Origin of the sequence: Paenarthrobacter sp. JL.01a (assembly GCF_025452095.1) — a bacterium.
GTDB lineage: Bacteria > Actinomycetota > Actinomycetes > Actinomycetales > Micrococcaceae > Arthrobacter.
Genome location: NZ_CP104877.1, coordinates 1,754,173 through 1,773,328, shown reverse-complemented (window position 1 = coordinate 1,773,328; position 19,156 = coordinate 1,754,173). Strand labels below are relative to the sequence as shown.

Sequence of the window (19,156 nt, the reverse complement as noted above, 5' to 3'; positions counted from 1 at the left end):
GAATTCTTCACATCCGAAGTAGTTGGTGCGCTCCCGGTTGGCAACCATATTGGATGAAGGAGACCATCTCGAGGGGTTGGCGCCAATCGCTTCGGATCCGCATTCAGGGCAATTGTCAGGTTTCGTCACAGCCATGGTCAGAGCCTATTTGTTTCCCTTGTGATCTATGCAAGACCAAGGGCCGTCAAGTTGACGGGCGTGACCTGACCCCACGAGACGACGCCGGTGCCGGGGTGGGCGATGAGATCCACCATCACCGATGTGGTGCCCGTTGGAATGGTGTACTCCTGATGGAAAAGGCCTCGCGTTACAGGAACGGTGAAGTCAGCTGCGTTCGCGGTTCCGCCATTACCCGTGAAGGTGACCTTGACCTGAGCGCGGATTCCGCCGTCCGTGGTGATCACTCCACAGAGCGCGACCTTGTCCCCGACCGAAAACGCTGTAAACCCTCGCTGCATGGCGCGTAGGGAAGCATTCGCGGTCTGGGTGATCTGCATGAGTTTGCCGGGGACAGCGGCGTCGGTCACGAGAGCATGCGCGTAGCCTGTAGACCCACCGTAGGCAAACCACCCATCTGGAACACCGTCACCGTTCGTGTCCGTGAGAAGCACTGGGTTGCTTGAATAGAGCTGCGCGGTGTTCCCGTTATCCACCGCCAGCGGCGGCCCCCACGCCGGCAGCAAGGGGGCCAGCTTGTCGGCGCAGAGCTGCCCCATGGCCACGTATCCAGAGTGACTGGGGTGAGTGCCGTCAGTGTTGTAAGCGGCAGCGTAAGAGCCCGTGGCAGGGTCCACCAAAAGCGTGTAGAAGTCGAGCACGATGATGCCGCTTGCTGCCGCGTAGTAGCGCAGCCAAGTGTTCCACTTTACGGTGGTCGGCTTGTCCGCGGGTGTGTTGACAGGTGGAATCAGCCCAATAACTGGGATTGCGCCAATTGCCCTAATCTTCGAAAAGATGGCGAGCATGTTGGCTTGGAACGTCGCAAGACCAACACTTTGGTTGATGTCGTTCCTGCCAGCCATTACAACAACGGCATTGGGTTTGTAGGGGGTGACATCCGAATCGAAGCGAGCAAGCATCTGGTCTGAACGCTCCCCCGAGATGCCAGCATTTCGAACGGTAAGGATCCTGCCGGCTGACAGCATCTGGGCATAGAGCGGAAAGGATGACCCCTGCGTCTGCGTCGAGTTCTGCCAGGATGCCTGAGTGATTGAGTCTCCAAGGAATGCCACCCGATTACCAGGCCGGGCGTGCACCATACTGGCTACGTTGAAGGTGTCGAGCCTGCGCCCGGTGGCGTCTTTCATGTACGCCATGATCAGGCCTCCGCAATAATGTCAGCTATTTCCCACGTAGATGTGTCCACCTTGATGGTCACATGGCGGGCTGTGATGGGGTTACCGGCAAGATCCACAAATCGGACAAAAGTGGCATTCATTGCCGCTAATTGAAGGCGCGCGGGGAGACCTTTGTCTGTAACGCTGGTGAAGTCCAGGATCCCCATACTAGCCCTCTGTGATCGTGATGGCCGGGCGGGTGGTGATCTTGCCTGACTCGTTGCGAGTGACCGTCGGCTGCGTGTAAGTCCTGACCGGGGTTCCGGTCTTGGTGATGGTGTAGGACTCCACGGCGCCGGGCCAGTCCTCGGAGGTGGTTCCGGCGAAGACTCCGGTGGACCCGTCAGGCCACACGACCTGAGCCGAAGTAGCGGCACCATCAGCATTGCGAACCACCGACCCGCTGAACAGCGCGTCAGGGTCACGCGCGAGCTGCAACAGGGCAGCCGCCAGATCATCCTCCAACGAGTTCAACCGTTCAGCGCTCAACGGGGTGTTCCCGATGACGCCGTTAGTCCAGTTTCTGCGTGTCATTTTGGGTGGGTTCCTTCTGGTCTGAGTTCTACACGGAGCGTGCAGCGAGGACACGGGCGGTGGTGTACGCGGTTGATACCGGGTTCCCGGACGTGTCGTTGATGATGAATGTGTTGCCGCCCTCGGGCAGCTTCCCCGTCTCGTTCGCGTGCAGAAGCTTCCCGGCCCCGATCGAATCCACAGACGATTTCTTGATCACGATTTCGCCGGGGGTCAGCATCGCCGGCACCGTGTCAGTGCCAACAGGTTTGAACTGCGGGAACCCGCCAGTAGCGAGGTAGTTCACCATGCCGCCACCGGCCCGGTAGATCATCCCGCCATTGGCTCGGTACGCGTTTCCCGTTGCGTACTGGTTCGCGGTGTTCATCGCGTTGGCCGTGGCAGTGTCCCCGCCATCTCGGACTTGCTGGATGTGTTCCACCGAGTAGATGTGCACCGTTTTGCCAGTCAATGAGTTGATGGCATTCTGGAAGCCTTGCAGTTTCAGCTCTGCTTCGGCTTTGTCAACATCCACTTTCGTCGGGGGGACGCTCGCCGGGATCTTCAAGATTGAATCGATGTAACGAGTGACGGCGTCGCGGTTCTGCCCGTTCGCCACGGCGTTATCGATGATTACTTGCCGCTGATCGATAAGTTTCTTACGGGCGTCCTCAGCGGAGCCTGTCATTGTCCCGTAAGCCTCGGCAGACTGCTGCGCGGAAGTCACAAGGTTCAGCAAGCTGCCGCGGTTCGTTACCGCTGCCTCACTGTTACCCTCAATCGCCCCGCCGTTTGTCTTGATTGCTTGCGTGGAGTTGATAAGTTGCCGCTCGAATGAGTTCTGAGCCTGCTCGAACGAGATGGACTTACCGGCCAACAAATCAAGCTGCTGCTTGAGCAGCCCACCAGCGTCGTTCTGGAACTGCATCTGCAATGTTGTCGCCGCCAACTGGTCCGCGGTCTTCTTCTCCGCGTCCTGAGCGTTAGTAAGAGCAGTCACGTTGGTGCCGTACATGCTAGCCAGCGCGGACAGCTTCCCGGACTGCGCGTCGAGGGTTGTGCCCGTCTGGCCCTTCGCCTCGTTGAACCGGCGCTCAAACTCAACAGCCTGATTCAAGGCACTGTTCTGGTTGCCGATTTCCTCACGCACGGACTTGACCGACGCCTGCACATCCCAGTTGATTTTCATCTGGTCGCGGTTGATGCCACCCATTTCCAACTGGGTGCTGTTCACATCCTTCGACTTCGCCTCAAGCGCATCCAAGGTGCGGGTTAGTTCGCCTTGCGCGTCCTTGTTCCCCAATGCTGCGGAGGTCAAGATTTGGAGGCTGATGCCGAGCTTCTTCGCGGACTCAGCGGCTTTGGATTTTGCGATTTCCTCGGCGGTGTGGGCGCGGACGTTCTCCGCAATAACGCCGTTGTCCCGTTGCAGGGCAGCGGTGTAACCCATGGTCGCGGCGGCTGCGTCCTTCGTGGAAGCAGCGGACCCGACCATCACACCGATCAGGGCACCAACCCCGGCGACCACAAGGCCGATAGGGCCAAGGGACATGTTGAGCATGAGCCCGAACGACTGGATGATGGGGATGAGCGCGGACCACGTCGCGAACGCGGCGTAAGCGCCGAGCGCACCAGATACGAGCATGGTCAGGACTTCGGTGGGTATATCAGAGAGGATGTCGCCGATAACCTTGAGGGTCGTCATACCCAGCCCACCAAGAGGCGCGAGAGCAGCGAGCAGGTTACTCACGCCTCGGACCAAGGATTCGATGGTTGCCATGACCTGGGGCATGACCGCGAGGGCGTAGTCCCCAAACGCGCGGAGCCCGTTGCTTTGCCCGATGGTCGAGAACCGTTGGGACAGTTCCCCGAGGTACCCGGCGAAGCCGCGCATGACCGGGTCAAGGGTGGTGAACATGCCCAGCAACCCGCTGAGCCCGTTCGCTGCGACGTTGCCGGTGACGCGGGAGAAGTCACCCATCTGCCGGTTCAGCGACGGCATGTAAATGTTCAGGGTATTCGCGGAACGGTTGAACCCGTCAAGGGTTCCTGTGGCGCTGGTCGCTGCGAGGCCGTTGAACTGGTCTTTGATCTGCTTGACGCCCGCGGCGTACCGGTCCCCGACTGGTCCGCCTTGGTCCATGGCGTTCTTCACGCCAACGATGGCGAGGACACCAGCGACGCCCATGGCACCGAGGGCTGCGGCACCTGCTGCTGCTGCGCCGGCGATCGGCACTGCGGCGGGGGCTAGCAGCGCGAGTGTGGAGTACAGGAGGTGGATGGATCCGCCAGCTTGCTTCGCGGTGTTGTCTACCTTGCGGTTCGAGTCCGCGTTTTTTTCTTTCGCGGAGGTGTCGCTTTTCGTGGCTTCGGTGGAACGCTGCGTCCACTCAGTGAAGTCCATCTTCGGTTTGATGGATTCCTTCTCAGCCAATGCCTGCCCGATGATGACAGCACGCGCCTGCTCCCGCATACGGGCGAGGGCCGCAGATGATGCGGTGATCTTCCGCTCAGCCACCTCAACAGCGCCGAGCTCCGCAACAGCCTGCTGGGTGCCTGTCGTCTCAACACGGACCCGAGGGTTAGCCCTGCCCAAGGAGCGGGCCTGGGCTTCTGCACGTGCGAGTTCCCGGTCCCAGTCTGACATGTCAATCTTGAGCTTGGCGACGATCGTGCCAACGTTTGCCGGCCCGGTCATGCGGCCTCACCAGCGTCGAACTGATCGAGGTCCACGCGTACGGTGTGCCCGATGCGAACAGCTTTGATCGCGCCTGAGTTGATCCAGTTGTAGATCGTCCTGAGGCTGACGGAGTAGAACGTCGCTGCCTCCGCTGGGCTGGCGTAGCGCGCTGCCATGGCATGTCTCCTGAACTTTTAACGGGGAAAGCCGAGCGCAACCACCACATGAGCAGTGGAGATGCGCCCGGCTAGCACCCGGCTTGTGTACCTATTTCAGTTTAGCGCGAATTGCAAGAATATGCAATAGTTTGCATAAATATTCATTCGACTACGCGCGGTCGAAGCGTACAGAGTTGCACGGAAGAAGGCCCTCAATGTACTCCCGCTTCAATCCGCCCACGAACCCACCCTTGCCGACGAGCTCAGCGCCTTCAAGCAGTTCCTGCACGGCGTTCTTCAACGCATAGTCCCCCAGCACCACAAACGACTTTTCGCCGTTGCGCGACTCCACAACGATCCGTTCGGGCTCCACGATGATCCCCAGATCCACTGGGGTCGGCAGTCCAAGCTCTTCGGCCCTGGGGCCGGCGTCACCAATCGCGAGGGCAACTTCGCGGGCCTCGTCATGGAACTTGGCGGCGGCGTCAAGGTAGGAGCGCACAGCCGACACGGCACCGTCCAGAAGGCCGTCCAAGGCTGGCTCATTTCCAGGGAGGTTGCGCGCCCGCCTCACTGCCTCATCGACGGCCAACCGCTGCTGCGCGAGCTCCTTCTCACGCGCTACGTTTGCGGCCTTCCGTTCAGCAGCCTCTTGGCGGAGCCGGGCGAACTGGAGAAGGCCGCGGGATTTGTTGAGGTCGTCAGGCGTGACCGTCTCATCGCCCTGCCGAATACTTTCCTCTACCGCGTCATGTGCTGTTTGGGCTTGCTCTGCGAGCGCCTTCGCATCCTCCGCGGCGGTTAGTGCCTCTGCATCCGCGGCCACTGCGGCGGACAGATCGTTTTTGAAGTTCGGTGCCATTGTTCAGGTGGTCTTTCTGGTTGTCGTACCGAATCGGTGTCGGTCGAGGTCTTGAGCGTCTATGAGCCATGTCTTGCCGAACTTCACAGCTCGGAGCCGGCCCTCTGTGCAGGCCTTGCGTATGGCCCTGTCCGTGCAACCCAGGAGGTCAGCTGCTTCGAGCGCTGTCAGCTTGCGTGCATCGGATCTACTACCGATGATCCCGGATTCGACAGTCTCGGTTCCGGCTGCGGAACTTGGCCGTTCCTCTTCACGCGCCGCGGCGGCATTCAACGCTGACAGCACACCGATAGTGTCCGCGTTGAGCCGCCCTCCACCCCCATTTCCCGACACCGACTGAGACAGCCCCCGGACGATAAGGCGGAGAATGGGCTCAGCCACGGAACCTGGGACAACGACTGTTCCGTCGGATCTGATGAGATGCGCATACTGTGCCCCGACGCTCACCAGCCGTCGCCTTTCTCTTTGCCTTCGGGCTGGAATATCCAACGAGCGGAATTCTTCACCGGCAAAGGATGCTGGGGCACCCAGATCCCGCTGGGAGTCATGACAGGCTCCCCTACTTGGGCAGATGCCTGCTCCATTGCCCACCTCGACGTCGTATCCTGTTCCCGTGTTGCCCACGGGGGATGCACGCAAGAAACGGCCTGCATGAGCGCCATTACGGCGTCATCGTGGCCTGTTCGCTCTGGTACCGAAATTTTCATTCCCCCGGAGGCTGTTTGCTCGAACTCAAGGCCCCGAAGCTGCTTTAGAAGCTCAGGATGCCTTGGCAACACGAGCCGGTCCCGCTGCAAGAGGCCCTTGATCTTCGAGAATCCAGACTGCTTCCGCCGCATGTCGGTCCAGACTGGCGCTACCCATCCGTAATTTCCCGACCTGTGCAGCTTGTCTACCAAGTCATCAGTTGGATATTGACCGGGTCCGTTCAGTTCCGACGCGATCATCTGCATGCGGTACGAACCTGCAATCTCCACTACCCGGTCGATGAACTGGGCATAGGCCCAGTTGTGTTTGACTTCCAACCACGGCACAAAGAACACGAGGTCATCTCCGTGTCGGTTTCGGTTGTTGCCGAAGTCCTCCAAGACGGAAACCATGGCAAGCGCGTTTGCATCCTTCGCGAAGCCCCAGTCCACGCCGGCTGCCACAGCGTACGGCAGGCTGGAATCCAAGGGCAGTTCCTCCGGGCCGGTCATGGAGTAGTCAGCAACAGCGCGCATAATCTCAGCTTCAGTGAAGTAGGCGCCTGCCTCATCCGTCCATTCAGCAAGGAACTCACGACGGAAGTACTCAGCAGATTCCCGCTGGCGAATCTGCTCCAACAACACAGCGTCAACGAGCGGGCTCACAGTGGAGGGCCAATGCCACGACTCAACCTGCTCGTTGGGGTGGTCCATCCCCTGCTGCCAGAGCTTCCGAAAGAAGTGGTCAAGCCCGCCCCAAGGCGTCGAAACCATGATCACCCGCGAACCAGGCCGCGCAATGATAGCCGGCTCCGCAGCCCGCCAAATCTCCGTATCAATGAAGCCCGCTTCGTCAAGGATCAGCACGTCTACCGGCCAACCACGAATCTGTCGAGACGACGCAGGCACACTGATGATGCGGGAACCTGTGGACAACGTCAGCATCGACTTAGAGTCATCCAACACCGAGCCCGCAAGCATCGGAGAATTCAAAGCCAGGGATGTGCACTCTTCCAGCAAACGCCGTGACGCCACCTCCCCCGCAGACACCAAAAGCACCGTGACATTGTTGCGGGTCGTTGCTTCAAACAAGGCCACGGCTGAGAGAGTTGTGGACTTACCCACCTGCCTCCCCGCACAAACGCATTTGTAACGCGCCTTGGACCGGGCAAACTCAAGCTGATGCGGCCACAACTCCCGCCCCAGAATCTGCGCCGAGAACGCCCCCGGATCCGTAGCCGGGTGATAATCAACAACCTCGGTCATTCAGGCACCACCTCTCCATGCACCGAGGCCTCCATCTGAGCCCTCATCTTCGTCAATTCCGTCGCAGCATCGGCCTGCCGCCCCTGGGCCACGTCCTTACCCAGCCGCGCCGCCGACATAGGATCCAGCCCCAGCCGCGAGCGGTGATTTTGAGCCGTCGTCTCCCACTTCCGCAACAGCTCCAACGGCGAGGTCTGCCCCTGCTTCGAGGCGGCAGCCGCCTCGATCGGCATGCCATCCACCCAATTCGAAATCAACGCGCACTTGGCTTCCGCCTGCGCCCACGCCTGGACCGCTGCGGCGTACCGGGGCGCCCGGAGGTATGCCACCGTCTCATCCAAAAGCAGCTCAGAGGCTAGGGCGTCAGCAATGGGGTCAACCTTCCGGGGTGACTTCGCCCCATGTTTCACAGCCATCTCATTACCAGGAGTGAATGGGGGACGCTGCCCCTCGAAGGCGGGCTCCCAATGGGTGGGGTTGTCAGGATCGGTCATCATGTTCATCCTCGGTCGGTTCAGGCGGGACGGTGCCCATGGGGTATACGGGAGCCCATGGTGTGGCCTGGGTGGCGGTGCCCCACTCGTCGGGGTGGCCCAGTCGAACCCACCTCACGGATTGCTCGGGGACGTTCAGCACACCCGTGAGCGCTGCTTGAGCAGCCAGGAGGTTGGCTGCATAGTCTCCCTCCACCGCGATCGTGTAGCGGCGTCCCGTGCCTTCGGTGCAGGCCACCAGCCCCCAGCCTGCCGGGGTGTCGGGTAGCCCGATGGTGGTGGGGTCCATGTCGGTGATGATCTGCGAACCCATGTGGTCGAACAGCCGTGTCACGGCTCTGCCCTCCACACGTCAGCGGCAACCGGTGCGCGGCTCGTGTTCAGGTCCAGTGCTTCGAGGGCTTCGGCTAGGGCTAGGCCGGCCTCTCGCACCTCGCCGGGGATGTTGTCTGCGTCTGCCTTCTGTATCTCGTCCAAGGCGTTGATGGCGCCACCTAGTCCCCATGCTGCTGCCCAGTTGGTGAGGGCTTCACGGGTGCTCATGCTCCCACTCCCCTACGGCAGGCCTCTTGATTGGGCATCAAAGGCTGAGGGTAAAACCGCAGGTCAGAGGCGGGTTGTGAGCACGTGAGTGCAGTTGTGTGTGCAGCTACCTTGAGCACTGAAAGCCTGGAATCAATGGCTGCCTCGCGCGCGGGGTTTGATGCATCCGCAACCGAGGCGCGGACTGACCGCTGAGCCCTCGCTTTGGTGTCTGGTTTGGTTGTGTATGGGGTGTTCATTGGGCTTCCTTGTGGTGTGTATCCCTGTGTATCCGTTCCGTATCCCGGATACGGTTTGAGTGTGTGTATCCCCCCTCTCTTCTTAAGAGGGGATACACTCACACTGCTTTAGCTCTGGTTGTGTATCCCGCTGGTTTGGGATCCGGTGGAGTGTGGAGTTCCTTGGGCCTGGGTAGGTTTCGAGTTGGCCCGTGTTTACGAGTTCTTGGATTGCGGCGCGTTTGGCGTCTTGTTTCCCTCGGACTACTGTGTCGAGGGCGCGGAAGCTGAGTGCTTCTGGTGAGTCGCGCACTGCTTGGAGGATGTCCTCGCTGAGTTTGGCGTGTTTGTCCGGGGTGCCAGCGTCTATAAAGTCCCTGGGTGGCATGAGGGCGTATTTGATGCGTCCGCGGTCCTGGGAGTCGATGAGTGCGACTGCTACTTCTTGGGTGCGGTCGCTTTTGCGCCAGTCACCGCCGTAGGGGCGCACGAGTCCGGGGCGGTCTTTGCCGATGCGGATGGCGAGTTTGCCGGTCATGCCGACGCCGATGGGTGCGATGACTTCGACGGAGTATGAGGCGCCGGTGAGGTAGCTCATTTTGGCTTGCGCGCCTATCGCGAAACGGCTGCGGTTCTCTGCCGACTTGGTGACGTGGTCGATGAGAACGACGGCAGCGCCGGTGCGTTGGGCGATTTGGCGGGGCACGTTGCGGCCCCACGTGCTGACCTCGTCGTTGTCCATGGATCCGACGCCGTAGACGGAGAATGCTTCGGTTACGCCGTCTATGACTGCTAGTGAGTATCTGGTTTGCATAAGGCGTTCCCATGCTTGCCGTTCCTGGGCGAGAGCGATCGGGTTGCATTCGGGCCGGATGTAGTGGAGGTTGGCGCTGATTTGTTCCGGCGTGGCGCCGAGCATGAGTATGCGGGTGACGACGGTTGCTTGGTCGGATTCGAAGTCAATGAATAAGACGCGCCTGCCGGCTGCGAGCTCTTCGGCGGTGACGGCGTGCATGAGCAGTGATTTGCCGGATTCGGATTCGCCGTGGACCCCGTTGACTTTGCCGGGGTAGAGCAGTGCGACGCCGTCTGTGCGTTTCATGTAGGTGGGCGGCTGCACTTTATATGTGCCGTTGAGCACGGCTGTGAGGTCGATGGGCGACCATGATGTCGCTTCGTTGAGCGCTGGTGGTTCTTGTGCGGTCAAGGTTGGGTCCTTGGTGTGAGGTTGGCCGGGTGCTTGGGGTGCGGGCCAGCCGGCGCTCATCTCGGCTGGCCCGCGGTCGGTGCGTGTATAGTTATGCGGCTTTCGCCACCGCTGGTTTGGGCGGGTTCTGGAAGTGGTCCATGAAGAGGGCTTCCCACTCCCCCGCGATGTCATTGGAGTCCGCGGTGATGATCAGGTGGAAGTCAGGACGCATCATCGCGTGAGGATCCGGGAACCGTTCATGCCCGCCGTATTCGCGGGGGAACCGGAATGGCCGGTAGCTGTGGACCAGGAGTTCCACGACAGCACCTCGGGGGAGGTTAGAGACATCCCATGCATGGATTCGGTCGAGTTCGGACGGGTCGTAGGTGATGGAACCGCGCGTACTGCGGTCGAACTTGGCAACATCGATGGTGATTTTGCGGGATATCGTCATGCGGCCACCTCGCTTGGAATCGGAAGGGCTCCCATGTTGGTCAGCACGCCGGTGAGTTGACGGTGCAGTTCTATGGCTTGGGCTAAGGGGAGGTCCGTGACGCTCTTGCCGTCGTAGGCCCAGACAGTGAAGCCGGTGAAGTCCCAAGAGGCCCATGAGTCGTCAAAATCGGAGCCGAGCCAGCAGGGCTCTGTCGAGTTGACATCCAGTTGGTAGCCCTCCGGGGCGGCTTTGAAGTTTGCAGCGTTGATAGCGGCGGGGATGGGGGTGGTGGTTTCCATGGTTGAGACCGTTTCTTGCGGGGCGGCTGGTTAGGCGCGCCGGGGTTTGGGTTTGATTGCCTTCTGGAGTTCATCCCAGGCGGCAAGTGGCATTTCTGCCGTGGGTGTGGCGTCAGGCCACGTGCGTTCCACCTGTGTTCGCAGGACGGTTTTGAGGATGTTCTTTGAACGGTGGAGCGTGAGCAGGACGTTGGCGTAGTGACTTGGGCCTACGTCCTGCTTGCAAATGAGCAGGTTTTTGGGTGTCTGGTGTTCGCGTGATTCAGCAAGGTACTGTGCCCACTGTTCGGCCCGCTGATCAGTGCTGCCAACGATGGAGCGGGGCACCTATGCGACCTGCTCCGGGATCGAGCCTTCTGCCAGGATGTTGCGGATGACTTGGGTGCTGATGAGGATCCTTCTGCCCAAACGGATAGCGGGTATGTCTCCGCGGCTCACAGCCTCGTAGGCCTGCTGGCGTCCGATACAAAGGACCGTCGCCAACTGTTCAACTGTCATCGTGGGCTGACTCAGAATTTCAGTAGCGTTCGGAGGTTTCATGCGACCGCCCGCTCGACTAGCTGGGCCTCCCAAGCAAGCACATCTTCAATGCGATAGCGCACATGCTTGCCGACGCGCATGCCAAGCGGGCCTGTGTGTCGCGCCCGCCAACCATAGACAGAGCTAAGCGGAACGCTCAGTCGGTCCGCCAGCTCCTGCGGCGTCAGATGCCGCTGCGGTTCGATGTCCATTGCCTTACTCACTGGCGCATCTCCATTCCTTGTTTTGCGGTATCGATACCTCAATAGTAAGTAACGCAAAACAAGGTGTCAACTACCGAAAATATCGGTAGACTACCCGGCATGAGCGAAATGAATCCCGACAAGCTTGTCGGAGCCGTAATTCAGAACAGGCGTTTGGAGCAAGGTATTAGCCAAGGCGAGCTCGCCGACCGACTTCGTAGAGCGGGCGTTCCTTGGTCCCAGGGAACTCTTTCACGCGTTGAACTTGGGGAACGTCCCGTGCGCCTTGTTGAAGCAGCGATATTGGCGGAAGTACTCGACACGGAGCTACTGCGCCTGATTGAGGGCGAAAAGTCTCCCGAAGAGCGGGCGATTGAGGGCCATCAGGACACGATCGAAGCCGTCAAGGATCTTATGGGGTCGATTCACCGCGTGTACGGCACAGCACATGAAGTGAAGGACCTGCTGGAAACTGCCCCCCACCTATGGGCGGCACTCGAGGAAGCAACCCAGATTCCTCAGCCGGCCAAACCAAGTGACTACGAAACCTGGTTGGCACACGTGGTTTCGAAGATGCCCGTCACTTGGCCGGGGGGACGCGCCACTGAAGTCAATGAGTTCGGGGCTCCCTACACCGTGGAAACCCGCGCAATGGCTGAAAGCTTCATGCAGATACCGCAGGCCGTCATCGCCAGCTCCATCGCCTACCTAGACGGGCGCGGAGACGGCAATGGCATCTACAAGCTCCCCTCAGGGGCAACCCTTCCCACCAGGAGATAAAACAATGGCAAACGACATCTACCGGCGCTGCGGCTGCCGGGACGAAAACAAGAAGCAGTACGGGGCAAAGTGCCCCCAGCTCGCGAAAGATCCCAAGCACGGCTCATGGGGCTTCTATGTGGCCGCAGGAGTGGATCCGGCGACTGGTAAGCGCCGGCAGGTTCGGCAGGCGGGATTCCCAACGCAGAAGGCAGCCCGCGAGGCCCGGAACAAGGCAGCCCGCGACCTAGACCAAGGGACCTTTGTAAAGCGGAACACCGAACGATATGGCGACTACCTTGACGGGTGGCTTGAGCGGCACAGGGACACCGGCAAGGGTATCCGGGCAACCACCTACGACAACTATGCCCGGTACATCCGTAACGACATCAAGGGTTCAGAGCTGGGCCGAATGATGCTCTCGGACATTCGGCGCTATCACCTCAATGATTTCCTACAAGGCCTCTCCGCAGCGGGTAGGGGCGCCGTGACGGTGAGACGCATCGCCGCGGTGCTCCAAGCGTCACTCCGAGCTGCGGCCCGGTCACAGCGGATCGACACCAACCCCGCGACGGAGCTTGAACTCCCCAAAGTGGAGAAGAAGCGCATACAGGCATGGCAGCCCGAGCAGGTCGGGCACTTCCTCGATATCGCTTCCCACCATAGGCTGGGAGCCTTGTTCGAGCTCGCGACCTTTACAGGGCTGCGGCGCGGTGAACTCGTGGGCTTGCGGTGGATTGACGTTGACCTCACACGCCGGCAACTGAGCATCCGCAACAACCGGGTTCAGGCGGACGGTCGAGTTCTGGACAACGACACCAAAACCGATGACAGTTACGCGACGATCGACCTCAGCGAACGGGCCATAGGTGCGCTAGTCGCTTGGAAGATCCAGCAAGATCAGGAACGCGATGCGGGGCAGGAAGCCTACTCCCCCAGCGGCTACGTGTTCACGATGGAGGATGGGCGCCCTCTAAAGCCCCAGTACGCCACCAGGCTGTTCGAAAAACTCAGGACTGAAGCTGGGCTCCCAAAGCTCACCTTCCACGGCCAGAGGCACGAATACGCTTCCCTCCTGATTTCATCGGGCGAAGATATTGCGATCGTGCAAAAGCTGCTCAGACACTCGTCCATCACGATCACGTCCGATATCTATGGACACCTCGTTGGTTCCGCGGCTTCCAACGCTGCTGAGAAAGCCGCGGCCTTGGTACCCGTAAAATCACGTGGTGCACACACACTGCCCTCACAACCCTCGATCCCCGCCTGAGGGCAAAAGAAAAACCGCCCCACCACCGGGATACTTCCCAGTGATAGAGCGGTTTTCGCTAGTCGGGCTGACAGGATTTGAACCTGCGACCCCTTGACCCCCAGTCAAGTGCGCTACCAAGCTGCGCTACAGCCCGCTGGTTCCACCGTTCTCCGCCCAGGTTTTCCTCCGAAGAGTCCCACCTAAGCAGTCCGGCCGAACCACCTCCAAAAGCTTACACGAAGTTGGAGGTCGAAGACGCCATCACAGCCAAAGTGGGCTGTGATGCGCGTCTCACTTAGCGCTTCTTGCCCCGCTTCTCGCGTACGCGCATGCTGACTTCGATGGGCGTGCCCTCAAAGCCGAACGTTTCGCGCAGGCGGCGGGTGATGAAGCGACGGTATCCCGGGTCCAGGAATCCGGTGGTGAACAGCACGAACTTCGGCGGACGGCTCGACGCCTGGGTGCCGAAGAGGATGCGCGGCTGCTTTCCACCACGTACGGGGTGCGGGTGGGCTGCCACCAGTTCACCCAAGAACGCGTTGAGACGTCCCGTGGGGATGCGGCGGTCCCAGCTTTCCAGGGCCGTGTCCAGGGCAGGGACCAGGCGGTCCTTGTGCCAGCCGGTCTTGGCCGAGATGTTCACCCGCGGTGCCCACTCGACGTGTGCCAGGTCCTGCTCGATTTCGCGCTCGAGGTACCGGCGGCGTTCGTCGTCCAGCAGGTCCCACTTGTTGAATGCGAGCACGAGTGCCCGGCCGGACTCAATGGCCAACTGGAGGATGCGGACATCCTGCTCGCTGAGGACTTCGTCGACAGCAAGAAGTACGACGGCGACCTCCGCCTTTTCGAGCGCGGCCTGCGTGCGCAGGGATGCGTAGAAGTCGGCACCCTGGGCCATGTGCTGGCGGCGGCGGATACCGGCGGTGTCCACGAAGCGCCAGGTGCGCCCGCCGAGCTCGATGAACTCGTCTACGGGATCGCGCGTGGTGCCGGCCAGCGGGTCCACGACAACACGTTCGGATCCGGCGAGCTTGTTCAGCAACGAGGACTTGCCAACGTTCGGTCGTCCGATCAGGGCGATCCTGCGGGGACCGCCTGAGCGCTCCACGCCTTCAACGAGGGAGTACTCGGGAAGGGTGTCCATGACGTGGTCGAGGAGGTCGGCAACGCCACGGCCGTGGAGCGCCGACACCGGGTACGGTTCGCCGAAGCCCAGGCCCCACAGCACGGCGGAATCTGCTTCCTGCGCGAAGTCGTCCACCTTGTTGGCGACCATGATGACCGGCTTCTTGCTCTTGCGCAGCATCTTCATGACGCCTTCGTCCGTGGCAGTAGCACCAACGGCAGAGTCCACCACGAAGAGAACGGCGTCAGCGAGCTCAACGGCCATCTCGGCCTGTTCTGCTACCCGGGCGTGGATGCCCTTGGCGTCGTGTTCCCATCCACCGGTGTCCACCAGGGTGAAGTTACGGCCGTTCCAGCGTGCCGAGTACATGACGCGGTCGCGGGTAACGCCCGGGGTATCTTCCACGACGGCTTCGCGGCGGCCCAGGATGCGGTTGACCAAGGTGGACTTGCCCACGTTCGGACGTCCGATAATGGCCAGGACGGGGTCCAGCTTGAGGGGACCTTCCTCGCCTTCGTCGCCGTACTCACCGCTGAGGAGGGCGGCGTCTTCGTCGTCGAGTTCGTAGTCATCCAGGCCGGCCCGAAGGGTGGCAGCACGCAGCTCCGCCTCGTCGTCGTCCAAGGCAGCCAGGTTTTCAGCCACCTGGTCGGTGCCGGTGGGCGTGTATTCGTCGTCGCCGGCTCCGTGGAGGCCGGATTTTTGAGTCGTATCGCTCATTGCACTTTCCTTAGTGGTGGTCTGCCGGCGTCCCGGCTACTTCTGATGGGCGGTGCTGCCGGGCGGGTGTCGCGGGCACAGGCTCCGCGGGTAGGCCCTGGCCCGTGGCCCGGATGGCGTCCTGGACGTGTCCGGCGAGGGCTTCGCGGATTTCCGCGGCCGCCCTGTCCATTGAAACACGCCCCGGTTCGCCCTTCCGGCGCTTCACCGTGATGGGTTCACCGAAGCTGACATGGAGCTTGCGGCGAAGTTTGGGGATATGGTCGCGGTGCTCGTTACCCTGGCGGGTTCCGAGGATGGCGACCGGAATGACCGTGGCTCCGGAGTTGATGGCGAGCCAGGCAACCCCGTTGCTGATGTTTTCGGCGGCACCGAGGCCCCGGGTTCCTTCAGGAAGAATCCCGACGCAACGGCCGTCGTCGAGCAGTTGCTTGCCGATGTGCAGTGCGGTGCGGTCACCGGTCCGGTCCACCGGAATCTGGCCCGGGCCCGTGAGGACCTTGCCCAGGAAGCCTGTGAACATCTCCTTCTTGACCAGTATGTGCATGGGCCGTGGCGCGGCACCGAACATCACCGGCCCGTCCAGGAAACTGATGTGGTTCGCGGCGAAAACAACGGGCCCGGCGGCGGGAACGTTGCTCCTGCCCGACACCACGGTCCGGTAGAGGACGTGGTCCAGGATCCACCCCACCGGGCGGCTCCACAGGCGCGTCCATGCGGCCGGCAGCTGGGTCTCAGTCGCCATAGATGACCTTGCTGACAATCGCCAGTGCGGTGTCCACGGTTTCCTCGAAATCGAGGTCCGAGGAATCAAGGGTCACCACGCCGTCGGCGGCCTGGGTGAAGTTCACCACCGTGGAGTCCTTGGCGTCGCGCTGGATCACCTGGGCAGCAAGCTGTTCCTTGCTCTGCGTGCCGCCCAACTGGATACCACGACGCCGGATCCTGGCTTCCTCACTGGCGGTCAGGAGCATGCGGACCTCGGCATTGGGCGCGACGACGGTGGTGATGTCGCGTCCTTCGACCACCATGCGGTGGTGGTGCTGGTCAATCAGCTCGCGCTGGCGGCGGATCAGTTCGGTGCGTGCTCCAAGCGTGGTGGCCACGGCACTGACGGACGAGGAGATCAGGGGCTCCCGGATCTCGTCAGTGATGTCCGTTCCGTCCACGGCCACGTATTCCTTGGCAGCGCTGGTGCTGACCTCCAAGGGTATGGTCTTGGAGGCGTGCTCCACAGCAGCGCCGTCGTGGAGGTCCACTCCGGTCTTCAGGCAGTACCACGTCAGGGCCCGGTACATTGCTCCCGTGTCCAAGTAGGCCAGCTTCAAGCGCCGGGCAACTTCCTTGCTGACACTCGATTTTCCAGAGCCTGAAGGGCCGTCGATCGCGATCACCAAGGGCTTGCCGGGGCGTGCGACCGTCTCGGGGCCGAAGAATTCACGTGTCATTACTGGAGTACCCGCCATCCACGGTCAGTCAAAGCTTCAACAAGGAGGTCATGCTTGCTGGGAAGCACGGAAAGCTCCACCATGCCCACGTTCTGTCCCGACGAATGGTCCAGCCGCAGGTCTTCGAGGTTAACGCCGATCTCGCCGATCTCCGTGAGCAGCTGCGCGATCTGCCCGGGCTTGTCGTCCACCAGGATGGTGAGCCACGAGTACGCTTGCGGCGGCCCGCCGTGTTTGCCCGGGATTCTGGCCTGGCCTGCATTGCCTTCACTGATCAGCTGGGCAAGGTCCAGCCGTGCGCCCGGCGCCGACGGCGCCTCCAAGGTGCCGATCAAACGGTTCAGGTCCTCACGGACACCGTGCAGGATGGACACCACCTTGCCGGCATTGCCACCGAGGATCTGAACCCAAAGGGTCGGATCACTGGCGGCGATACGGGTGGTGTCCCGCAGACCGTTGCCTGCCAGCGAAAGAGCATGCAAGGGCGTACCCTGCAGGCGGCTGGCCAGCAACGATGACATGATCTGCGGCAAGTGCGAAACCAGGGCAACAGCTTCGTCGTGTTCGTCGGCGGTGAACTGGGAGACTATCGCTCCGAGGTCCCCAGCCAGCGAACGGGCCACCTGGACAGCGGCATCGGAAGTCTCCTCCGAGGGGCAGATCACCCACGGCATGGAGGTGAAGAGTTCACCCCTGGCCGCGACCGGCCCGGACTTTTCCCGCCCGGCCATGGGGTGTGTCCCCACGTAGCGGGCGAGGTCCACTCCACGCTCGCGCAACTGTTCCAGGATTGTCGCCTTGACGCTGGCAATGTCCACCACGACGGCTGCCGGGTAGTCGGACAAAGCCTTCTGCACGACGTCGGCCGTCACGTCAGGCGGTGCAGCAACGACTACCAGCTGGGGTTCTTCGCCCAGCTCCGCCACAGGACGGCCCGCTCCGATGTCCACCGCGACCGCCTGGTTGGTGGGCGAGGGATCAAAAAGAAAGACCGGAACTCCGCGGCCGCGCAGGCCAAGCCCGATGCTGGCGCCCAGCAGCCCTGTACCGAGAACGACGACCGGGCCATCAAGGTGGCCCCGGCCGTGCGTACCGAATGCAGACATGCTTAGAGCCCCACGGATGCCAGGAGGTGTCCAACTTCCTGCCTGCCGAGGTTGCGGATGCTTCCCTGGCGCTGGTCACCCAGGCCAATGGGGCCAACCTTGACGCGGACAAGCCGTTCAACGGGGAACCCGACGGCGTCGAACATGCGGCGCACGATGCGGTTCTTGCCGGAGTGGAGGACAACCTCGATCAGCACATGGCCCGGGGTGGAATCGACCAGGCGGAAGGAGTCGACGGCTGCCACGCCGTCTTCGAGCTCAACGCCGCTCTTCAGCTTGGCGCCGACACCCTGGGGGAACGGTCCACGGACCTGGACCAGGTACGTCTTGGGTACCTCGTAGGAAGGGTGCGTCAAACGGTTGGCCAGTTCGCCGTCGTTCGTCAGCAGCAGCAGTCCCTCGGTGGCGACGTCAAGGCGGCCGACGTGGAACAGGCGTTCGCCCTTGTTTTTGTTGTTCTTGAGGAAGTCGCTGATGCACGGGCGGCCCTCGGGGTCCTCCATGGTGGAGACAACGCCCTTGGGCTTGTTGAACACCATGTAGACCAGGGTCTCGTCCAGCTGGATCCGGATGCCATCGACGTGGATCACGGCAGAGGTGGGATCCACCCGCATGCCGAGCTCTGTGGTGACAACACCGTCCACCTCAACGCGGCCTTCGAGGATCATTTCCTCGCACACGCGGCGGGAAGCGACACCGGCCTGCGCCATGACCTTCTGCAGGCGCACACCGTCGGCGTCGTGAAGTTCCGACTGCGGGACTTCCTGGCGGGGCCCGCGGTTGCGGCCCGGCTTCCGGACGGGCCCGAGGTTCTGCCCGAAACGCTCGCTGCCGAAGGCCTTCGAGCCGAACTGCTTGGCTTGCTTCGGCTTGGGCTTCAAGGCACCCGGAGTACCCGGGGCCTTGCCGAAGCCGGGCTTGTTGGAGCCGGGCTTGCGGAATGGCTTGGAAGAACGTGCCGCCTGTCCGCGGTTGTAGTCCTCGGCCGTTGTGGGGTTGTCGGCATCGAAGGGCGCGGCTTCGCGGGGCTTCGAAGCTTTGAAGGGGCGGCCCTCCCCCTGGGTGAAGTTGCGCTTGCCGGCGCCGGCGCCGCGGCCGGAAAAACCGCCGCCGCTGGAGCGGCCTGTGCCGCCCTGGCCTGCATTGCGTCCGGAGCTGTTGCGTCCCGAACCGTTACGTGGTGAACTCTGGCGTCCCGCCTGTGTCATGACCCGTCCTTGTGTAGTGATGGCCGGCATTGAGTGCTGCAATCAACACTAGCCAGCCGGGCAGACGTCGTCTGCCCCTTGTTGCTGCGCACCTTGCTAAGGTGCCCTGAATCAGTATGAAGTTGTCCCGCACA

General features: G+C 61.7%; 23 protein-coding genes and 1 tRNA gene. 2 read left to right on the top strand and 22 right to left on the bottom strand.

Annotated features, from left to right (window positions below):
• Positions 1-164: 164 nt before the first annotated feature.
• The 16 genes from N5P29_RS08435 to N5P29_RS08360 all read right to left on the bottom strand — a co-directional run bounded on the left by N5P29_RS08435 (position 165) and on the right by N5P29_RS08360 (position 11,412).
• Positions 165-1,307 (bottom strand): GDSL-type esterase/lipase family protein, encoded by a 1,143-nt coding sequence (locus N5P29_RS08435; RefSeq protein WP_262278143.1) that lies wholly within the window; start codon positions 1,305-1,307, stop codon positions 165-167.
• Between the two features lie 198 nt (positions 1,308-1,505).
• Entirely contained in the window at positions 1,506-1,871 is a 366-nt protein-coding gene (locus tag N5P29_RS08430; protein WP_262278142.1) for a hypothetical protein, read from the bottom strand.
• A 28-nt stretch (positions 1,872-1,899) separates the two neighbouring features.
• Positions 1,900-4,548, bottom strand: coding sequence for a hypothetical protein (locus tag N5P29_RS08425; protein WP_262278141.1), 2,649 nt, complete (start codon positions 4,546-4,548; stop codon positions 1,900-1,902).
• On the bottom strand, positions 4,545-4,706 hold the full coding sequence (locus N5P29_RS08420) for a helix-turn-helix domain-containing protein (RefSeq protein WP_262278140.1): 162 nt from the start codon (positions 4,704-4,706) through the stop codon (positions 4,545-4,547). The genes N5P29_RS08425 and N5P29_RS08420 overlap by 4 nt, the downstream gene beginning before the upstream one ends.
• Positions 4,707-4,857: 151 nt before the next feature.
• Entirely contained in the window at positions 4,858-5,550 is a 693-nt protein-coding gene (locus N5P29_RS08415; RefSeq protein WP_262278139.1) for a hypothetical protein, read from the bottom strand.
• Between the two features lie 3 nt (positions 5,551-5,553).
• Positions 5,554-5,931, bottom strand: coding sequence for a helix-turn-helix domain-containing protein (locus tag N5P29_RS08410; protein ID WP_262278138.1), 378 nt, complete (start codon positions 5,929-5,931; stop codon positions 5,554-5,556).
• A gap of 62 nt (positions 5,932-5,993) precedes the next feature.
• Positions 5,994-7,502, bottom strand: a complete 1,509-nt coding sequence (locus N5P29_RS08405; protein WP_262278137.1) for a terminase large subunit domain-containing protein — start codon at positions 7,500-7,502, stop codon at positions 5,994-5,996.
• Entirely contained in the window at positions 7,499-7,999 is a 501-nt protein-coding gene (locus N5P29_RS08400; RefSeq protein WP_262278136.1) for a hypothetical protein, read from the bottom strand. Before N5P29_RS08400 ends, N5P29_RS08405 begins: the two co-directional genes overlap by 4 nt.
• Entirely contained in the window at positions 7,983-8,330 is a 348-nt protein-coding gene (locus tag N5P29_RS08395; protein WP_262278135.1) for a hypothetical protein, read from the bottom strand. Before N5P29_RS08395 ends, N5P29_RS08400 begins: the two co-directional genes overlap by 17 nt.
• Positions 8,327-8,539, bottom strand: coding sequence for a hypothetical protein (locus N5P29_RS08390; RefSeq protein WP_262278134.1), 213 nt, complete (start codon positions 8,537-8,539; stop codon positions 8,327-8,329). Before N5P29_RS08390 ends, N5P29_RS08395 begins: the two co-directional genes overlap by 4 nt.
• Before the next feature lie 321 nt (positions 8,540-8,860).
• Complete coding sequence (locus tag N5P29_RS08385; protein WP_262278133.1) at positions 8,861-9,964, bottom strand: AAA family ATPase; 1,104 nt, start codon at positions 9,962-9,964, stop codon at positions 8,861-8,863.
• A gap of 91 nt (positions 9,965-10,055) precedes the next feature.
• Complete coding sequence (locus N5P29_RS08380) at positions 10,056-10,400, bottom strand: hypothetical protein (protein ID WP_262278132.1); 345 nt, start codon at positions 10,398-10,400, stop codon at positions 10,056-10,058.
• On the bottom strand, positions 10,397-10,681 hold the full coding sequence (locus N5P29_RS08375; RefSeq protein WP_262278131.1) for a hypothetical protein: 285 nt from the start codon (positions 10,679-10,681) through the stop codon (positions 10,397-10,399). The genes N5P29_RS08380 and N5P29_RS08375 overlap by 4 nt, the downstream gene beginning before the upstream one ends.
• Before the next feature lie 30 nt (positions 10,682-10,711).
• Positions 10,712-11,008 (bottom strand): hypothetical protein, encoded by a 297-nt coding sequence (locus tag N5P29_RS08370; RefSeq protein ID WP_262278130.1) that lies wholly within the window; start codon positions 11,006-11,008, stop codon positions 10,712-10,714.
• Entirely contained in the window at positions 11,009-11,179 is a 171-nt protein-coding gene (locus tag N5P29_RS08365) for a helix-turn-helix domain-containing protein (protein WP_262278129.1), read from the bottom strand.
• A 38-nt stretch (positions 11,180-11,217) separates the two neighbouring features.
• A complete protein-coding gene (locus N5P29_RS08360) occupies positions 11,218-11,412 on the bottom strand; it encodes a helix-turn-helix transcriptional regulator (RefSeq protein ID WP_262278128.1) in 195 nt (64 codons plus the stop codon).
• Between the two features lie 111 nt (positions 11,413-11,523).
• Here N5P29_RS08360 and N5P29_RS08355 point away from each other — a divergent pair, with 111 nt between their 5' ends.
• Together N5P29_RS08355 and xerC are read left to right on the top strand one after the other, a co-directional pair.
• The gene (locus tag N5P29_RS08355; protein ID WP_262278127.1) at positions 11,524-12,183 is read left to right on the top strand and encodes a helix-turn-helix domain-containing protein; all 660 of its coding nucleotides are present in this window, start codon (positions 11,524-11,526) and stop codon (positions 12,181-12,183) included.
• Positions 12,184-12,187: 4 nt separating this feature from the next.
• A complete protein-coding gene (gene xerC / locus N5P29_RS08350) occupies positions 12,188-13,432 on the top strand; it encodes a site-specific integrase (RefSeq protein ID WP_262278126.1) in 1,245 nt (414 codons plus the stop codon).
• A gap of 62 nt (positions 13,433-13,494) precedes the next feature.
• On the opposite strand, the gene N5P29_RS08345 is transcribed toward xerC, so the two are convergent.
• The 6 genes from N5P29_RS08345 to N5P29_RS08320 all read right to left on the bottom strand — a co-directional run bounded on the left by N5P29_RS08345 (position 13,495) and on the right by N5P29_RS08320 (position 19,022).
• Positions 13,495-13,568, bottom strand: a tRNA-Pro gene (locus N5P29_RS08345).
• 141 nt (positions 13,569-13,709) lie between these two features.
• Positions 13,710-15,260, bottom strand: coding sequence for a ribosome biogenesis GTPase Der (gene der, locus N5P29_RS08340; RefSeq protein ID WP_262278125.1), 1,551 nt, complete (start codon positions 15,258-15,260; stop codon positions 13,710-13,712).
• A gap of 10 nt (positions 15,261-15,270) precedes the next feature.
• Entirely contained in the window at positions 15,271-16,005 is a 735-nt protein-coding gene (locus tag N5P29_RS08335; RefSeq protein WP_262278124.1) for a lysophospholipid acyltransferase family protein, read from the bottom strand.
• Positions 15,995-16,708: a (d)CMP kinase gene (gene cmk / locus N5P29_RS08330; RefSeq protein ID WP_262278123.1), complete on the bottom strand. Its 714-nt coding sequence runs from the start codon at positions 16,706-16,708 to the stop codon at positions 15,995-15,997. The genes N5P29_RS08335 and cmk overlap by 11 nt, the downstream gene beginning before the upstream one ends.
• A complete protein-coding gene (locus tag N5P29_RS08325) occupies positions 16,708-17,814 on the bottom strand; it encodes a prephenate dehydrogenase (RefSeq protein ID WP_262278122.1) in 1,107 nt (368 codons plus the stop codon). The genes cmk and N5P29_RS08325 overlap by 1 nt, the downstream gene beginning before the upstream one ends.
• Positions 17,815-17,816: 2 nt before the next feature.
• The gene (locus N5P29_RS08320; RefSeq protein ID WP_262278121.1) at positions 17,817-19,022 is read right to left on the bottom strand and encodes a pseudouridine synthase; all 1,206 of its coding nucleotides are present in this window, start codon (positions 19,020-19,022) and stop codon (positions 17,817-17,819) included.
• Between the last annotated feature and the right edge of the window lie 134 nt (positions 19,023-19,156).

Excerpts from the sequence above, each read along its gene's own strand:
- N5P29_RS08430 (WP_262278142.1), bottom strand. The coding sequence starts at position 1,871 with ATGACACGCAGAAACTGGACTAACGGCGTCATCGGGAACACCCCGTTG.
- N5P29_RS08320 (WP_262278121.1), bottom strand. The coding sequence starts at position 19,022 with ATGACACAGGCGGGACGCCAGAGTTCACCACGTAACGGTTCGGGACGC.
- N5P29_RS08425 (WP_262278141.1), bottom strand. The coding sequence starts at position 4,548 with ATGACCGGGCCGGCAAACGTTGGCACGATCGTCGCCAAGCTCAAGATT.
- N5P29_RS08375 (WP_262278131.1), bottom strand. The coding sequence starts at position 10,681 with ATGGAAACCACCACCCCCATCCCCGCCGCTATCAACGCTGCAAACTTC.
- N5P29_RS08365 (WP_262278129.1), bottom strand. The coding sequence starts at position 11,179 with ATGACAGTTGAACAGTTGGCGACGGTCCTTTGTATCGGACGCCAGCAG.
- N5P29_RS08415 (WP_262278139.1), bottom strand. The coding sequence starts at position 5,550 with ATGGCACCGAACTTCAAAAACGATCTGTCCGCCGCAGTGGCCGCGGAT.
- N5P29_RS08390 (WP_262278134.1), bottom strand. The coding sequence starts at position 8,539 with ATGAGCACCCGTGAAGCCCTCACCAACTGGGCAGCAGCATGGGGACTA.
- N5P29_RS08380 (WP_262278132.1), bottom strand. The coding sequence starts at position 10,400 with ATGACGATATCCCGCAAAATCACCATCGATGTTGCCAAGTTCGACCGC.
- N5P29_RS08360 (WP_262278128.1), bottom strand. The coding sequence starts at position 11,412 with ATGGACATCGAACCGCAGCGGCATCTGACGCCGCAGGAGCTGGCGGAC.
- xerC (WP_262278126.1), top strand. The coding sequence starts at position 12,188 with ATGGCAAACGACATCTACCGGCGCTGCGGCTGCCGGGACGAAAACAAG.
- N5P29_RS08435 (WP_262278143.1), bottom strand. The coding sequence starts at position 1,307 with ATGAAAGACGCCACCGGGCGCAGGCTCGACACCTTCAACGTAGCCAGT.
- der (WP_262278125.1), bottom strand. The coding sequence starts at position 15,260 with ATGAGCGATACGACTCAAAAATCCGGCCTCCACGGAGCCGGCGACGAC.
- cmk (WP_262278123.1), bottom strand. The coding sequence starts at position 16,708 with ATGACACGTGAATTCTTCGGCCCCGAGACGGTCGCACGCCCCGGCAAG.
- N5P29_RS08355 (WP_262278127.1), top strand. The coding sequence starts at position 11,524 with ATGAGCGAAATGAATCCCGACAAGCTTGTCGGAGCCGTAATTCAGAAC.
- N5P29_RS08335 (WP_262278124.1), bottom strand. The coding sequence starts at position 16,005 with ATGGCGACTGAGACCCAGCTGCCGGCCGCATGGACGCGCCTGTGGAGC.
- N5P29_RS08325 (WP_262278122.1), bottom strand. The coding sequence starts at position 17,814 with ATGTCTGCATTCGGTACGCACGGCCGGGGCCACCTTGATGGCCCGGTC.
- N5P29_RS08420 (WP_262278140.1), bottom strand. The coding sequence starts at position 4,706 with ATGGCAGCGCGCTACGCCAGCCCAGCGGAGGCAGCGACGTTCTACTCC.
- N5P29_RS08405 (WP_262278137.1), bottom strand. The coding sequence starts at position 7,502 with ATGACCGAGGTTGTTGATTATCACCCGGCTACGGATCCGGGGGCGTTC.
- N5P29_RS08400 (WP_262278136.1), bottom strand. The coding sequence starts at position 7,999 with ATGATGACCGATCCTGACAACCCCACCCATTGGGAGCCCGCCTTCGAG.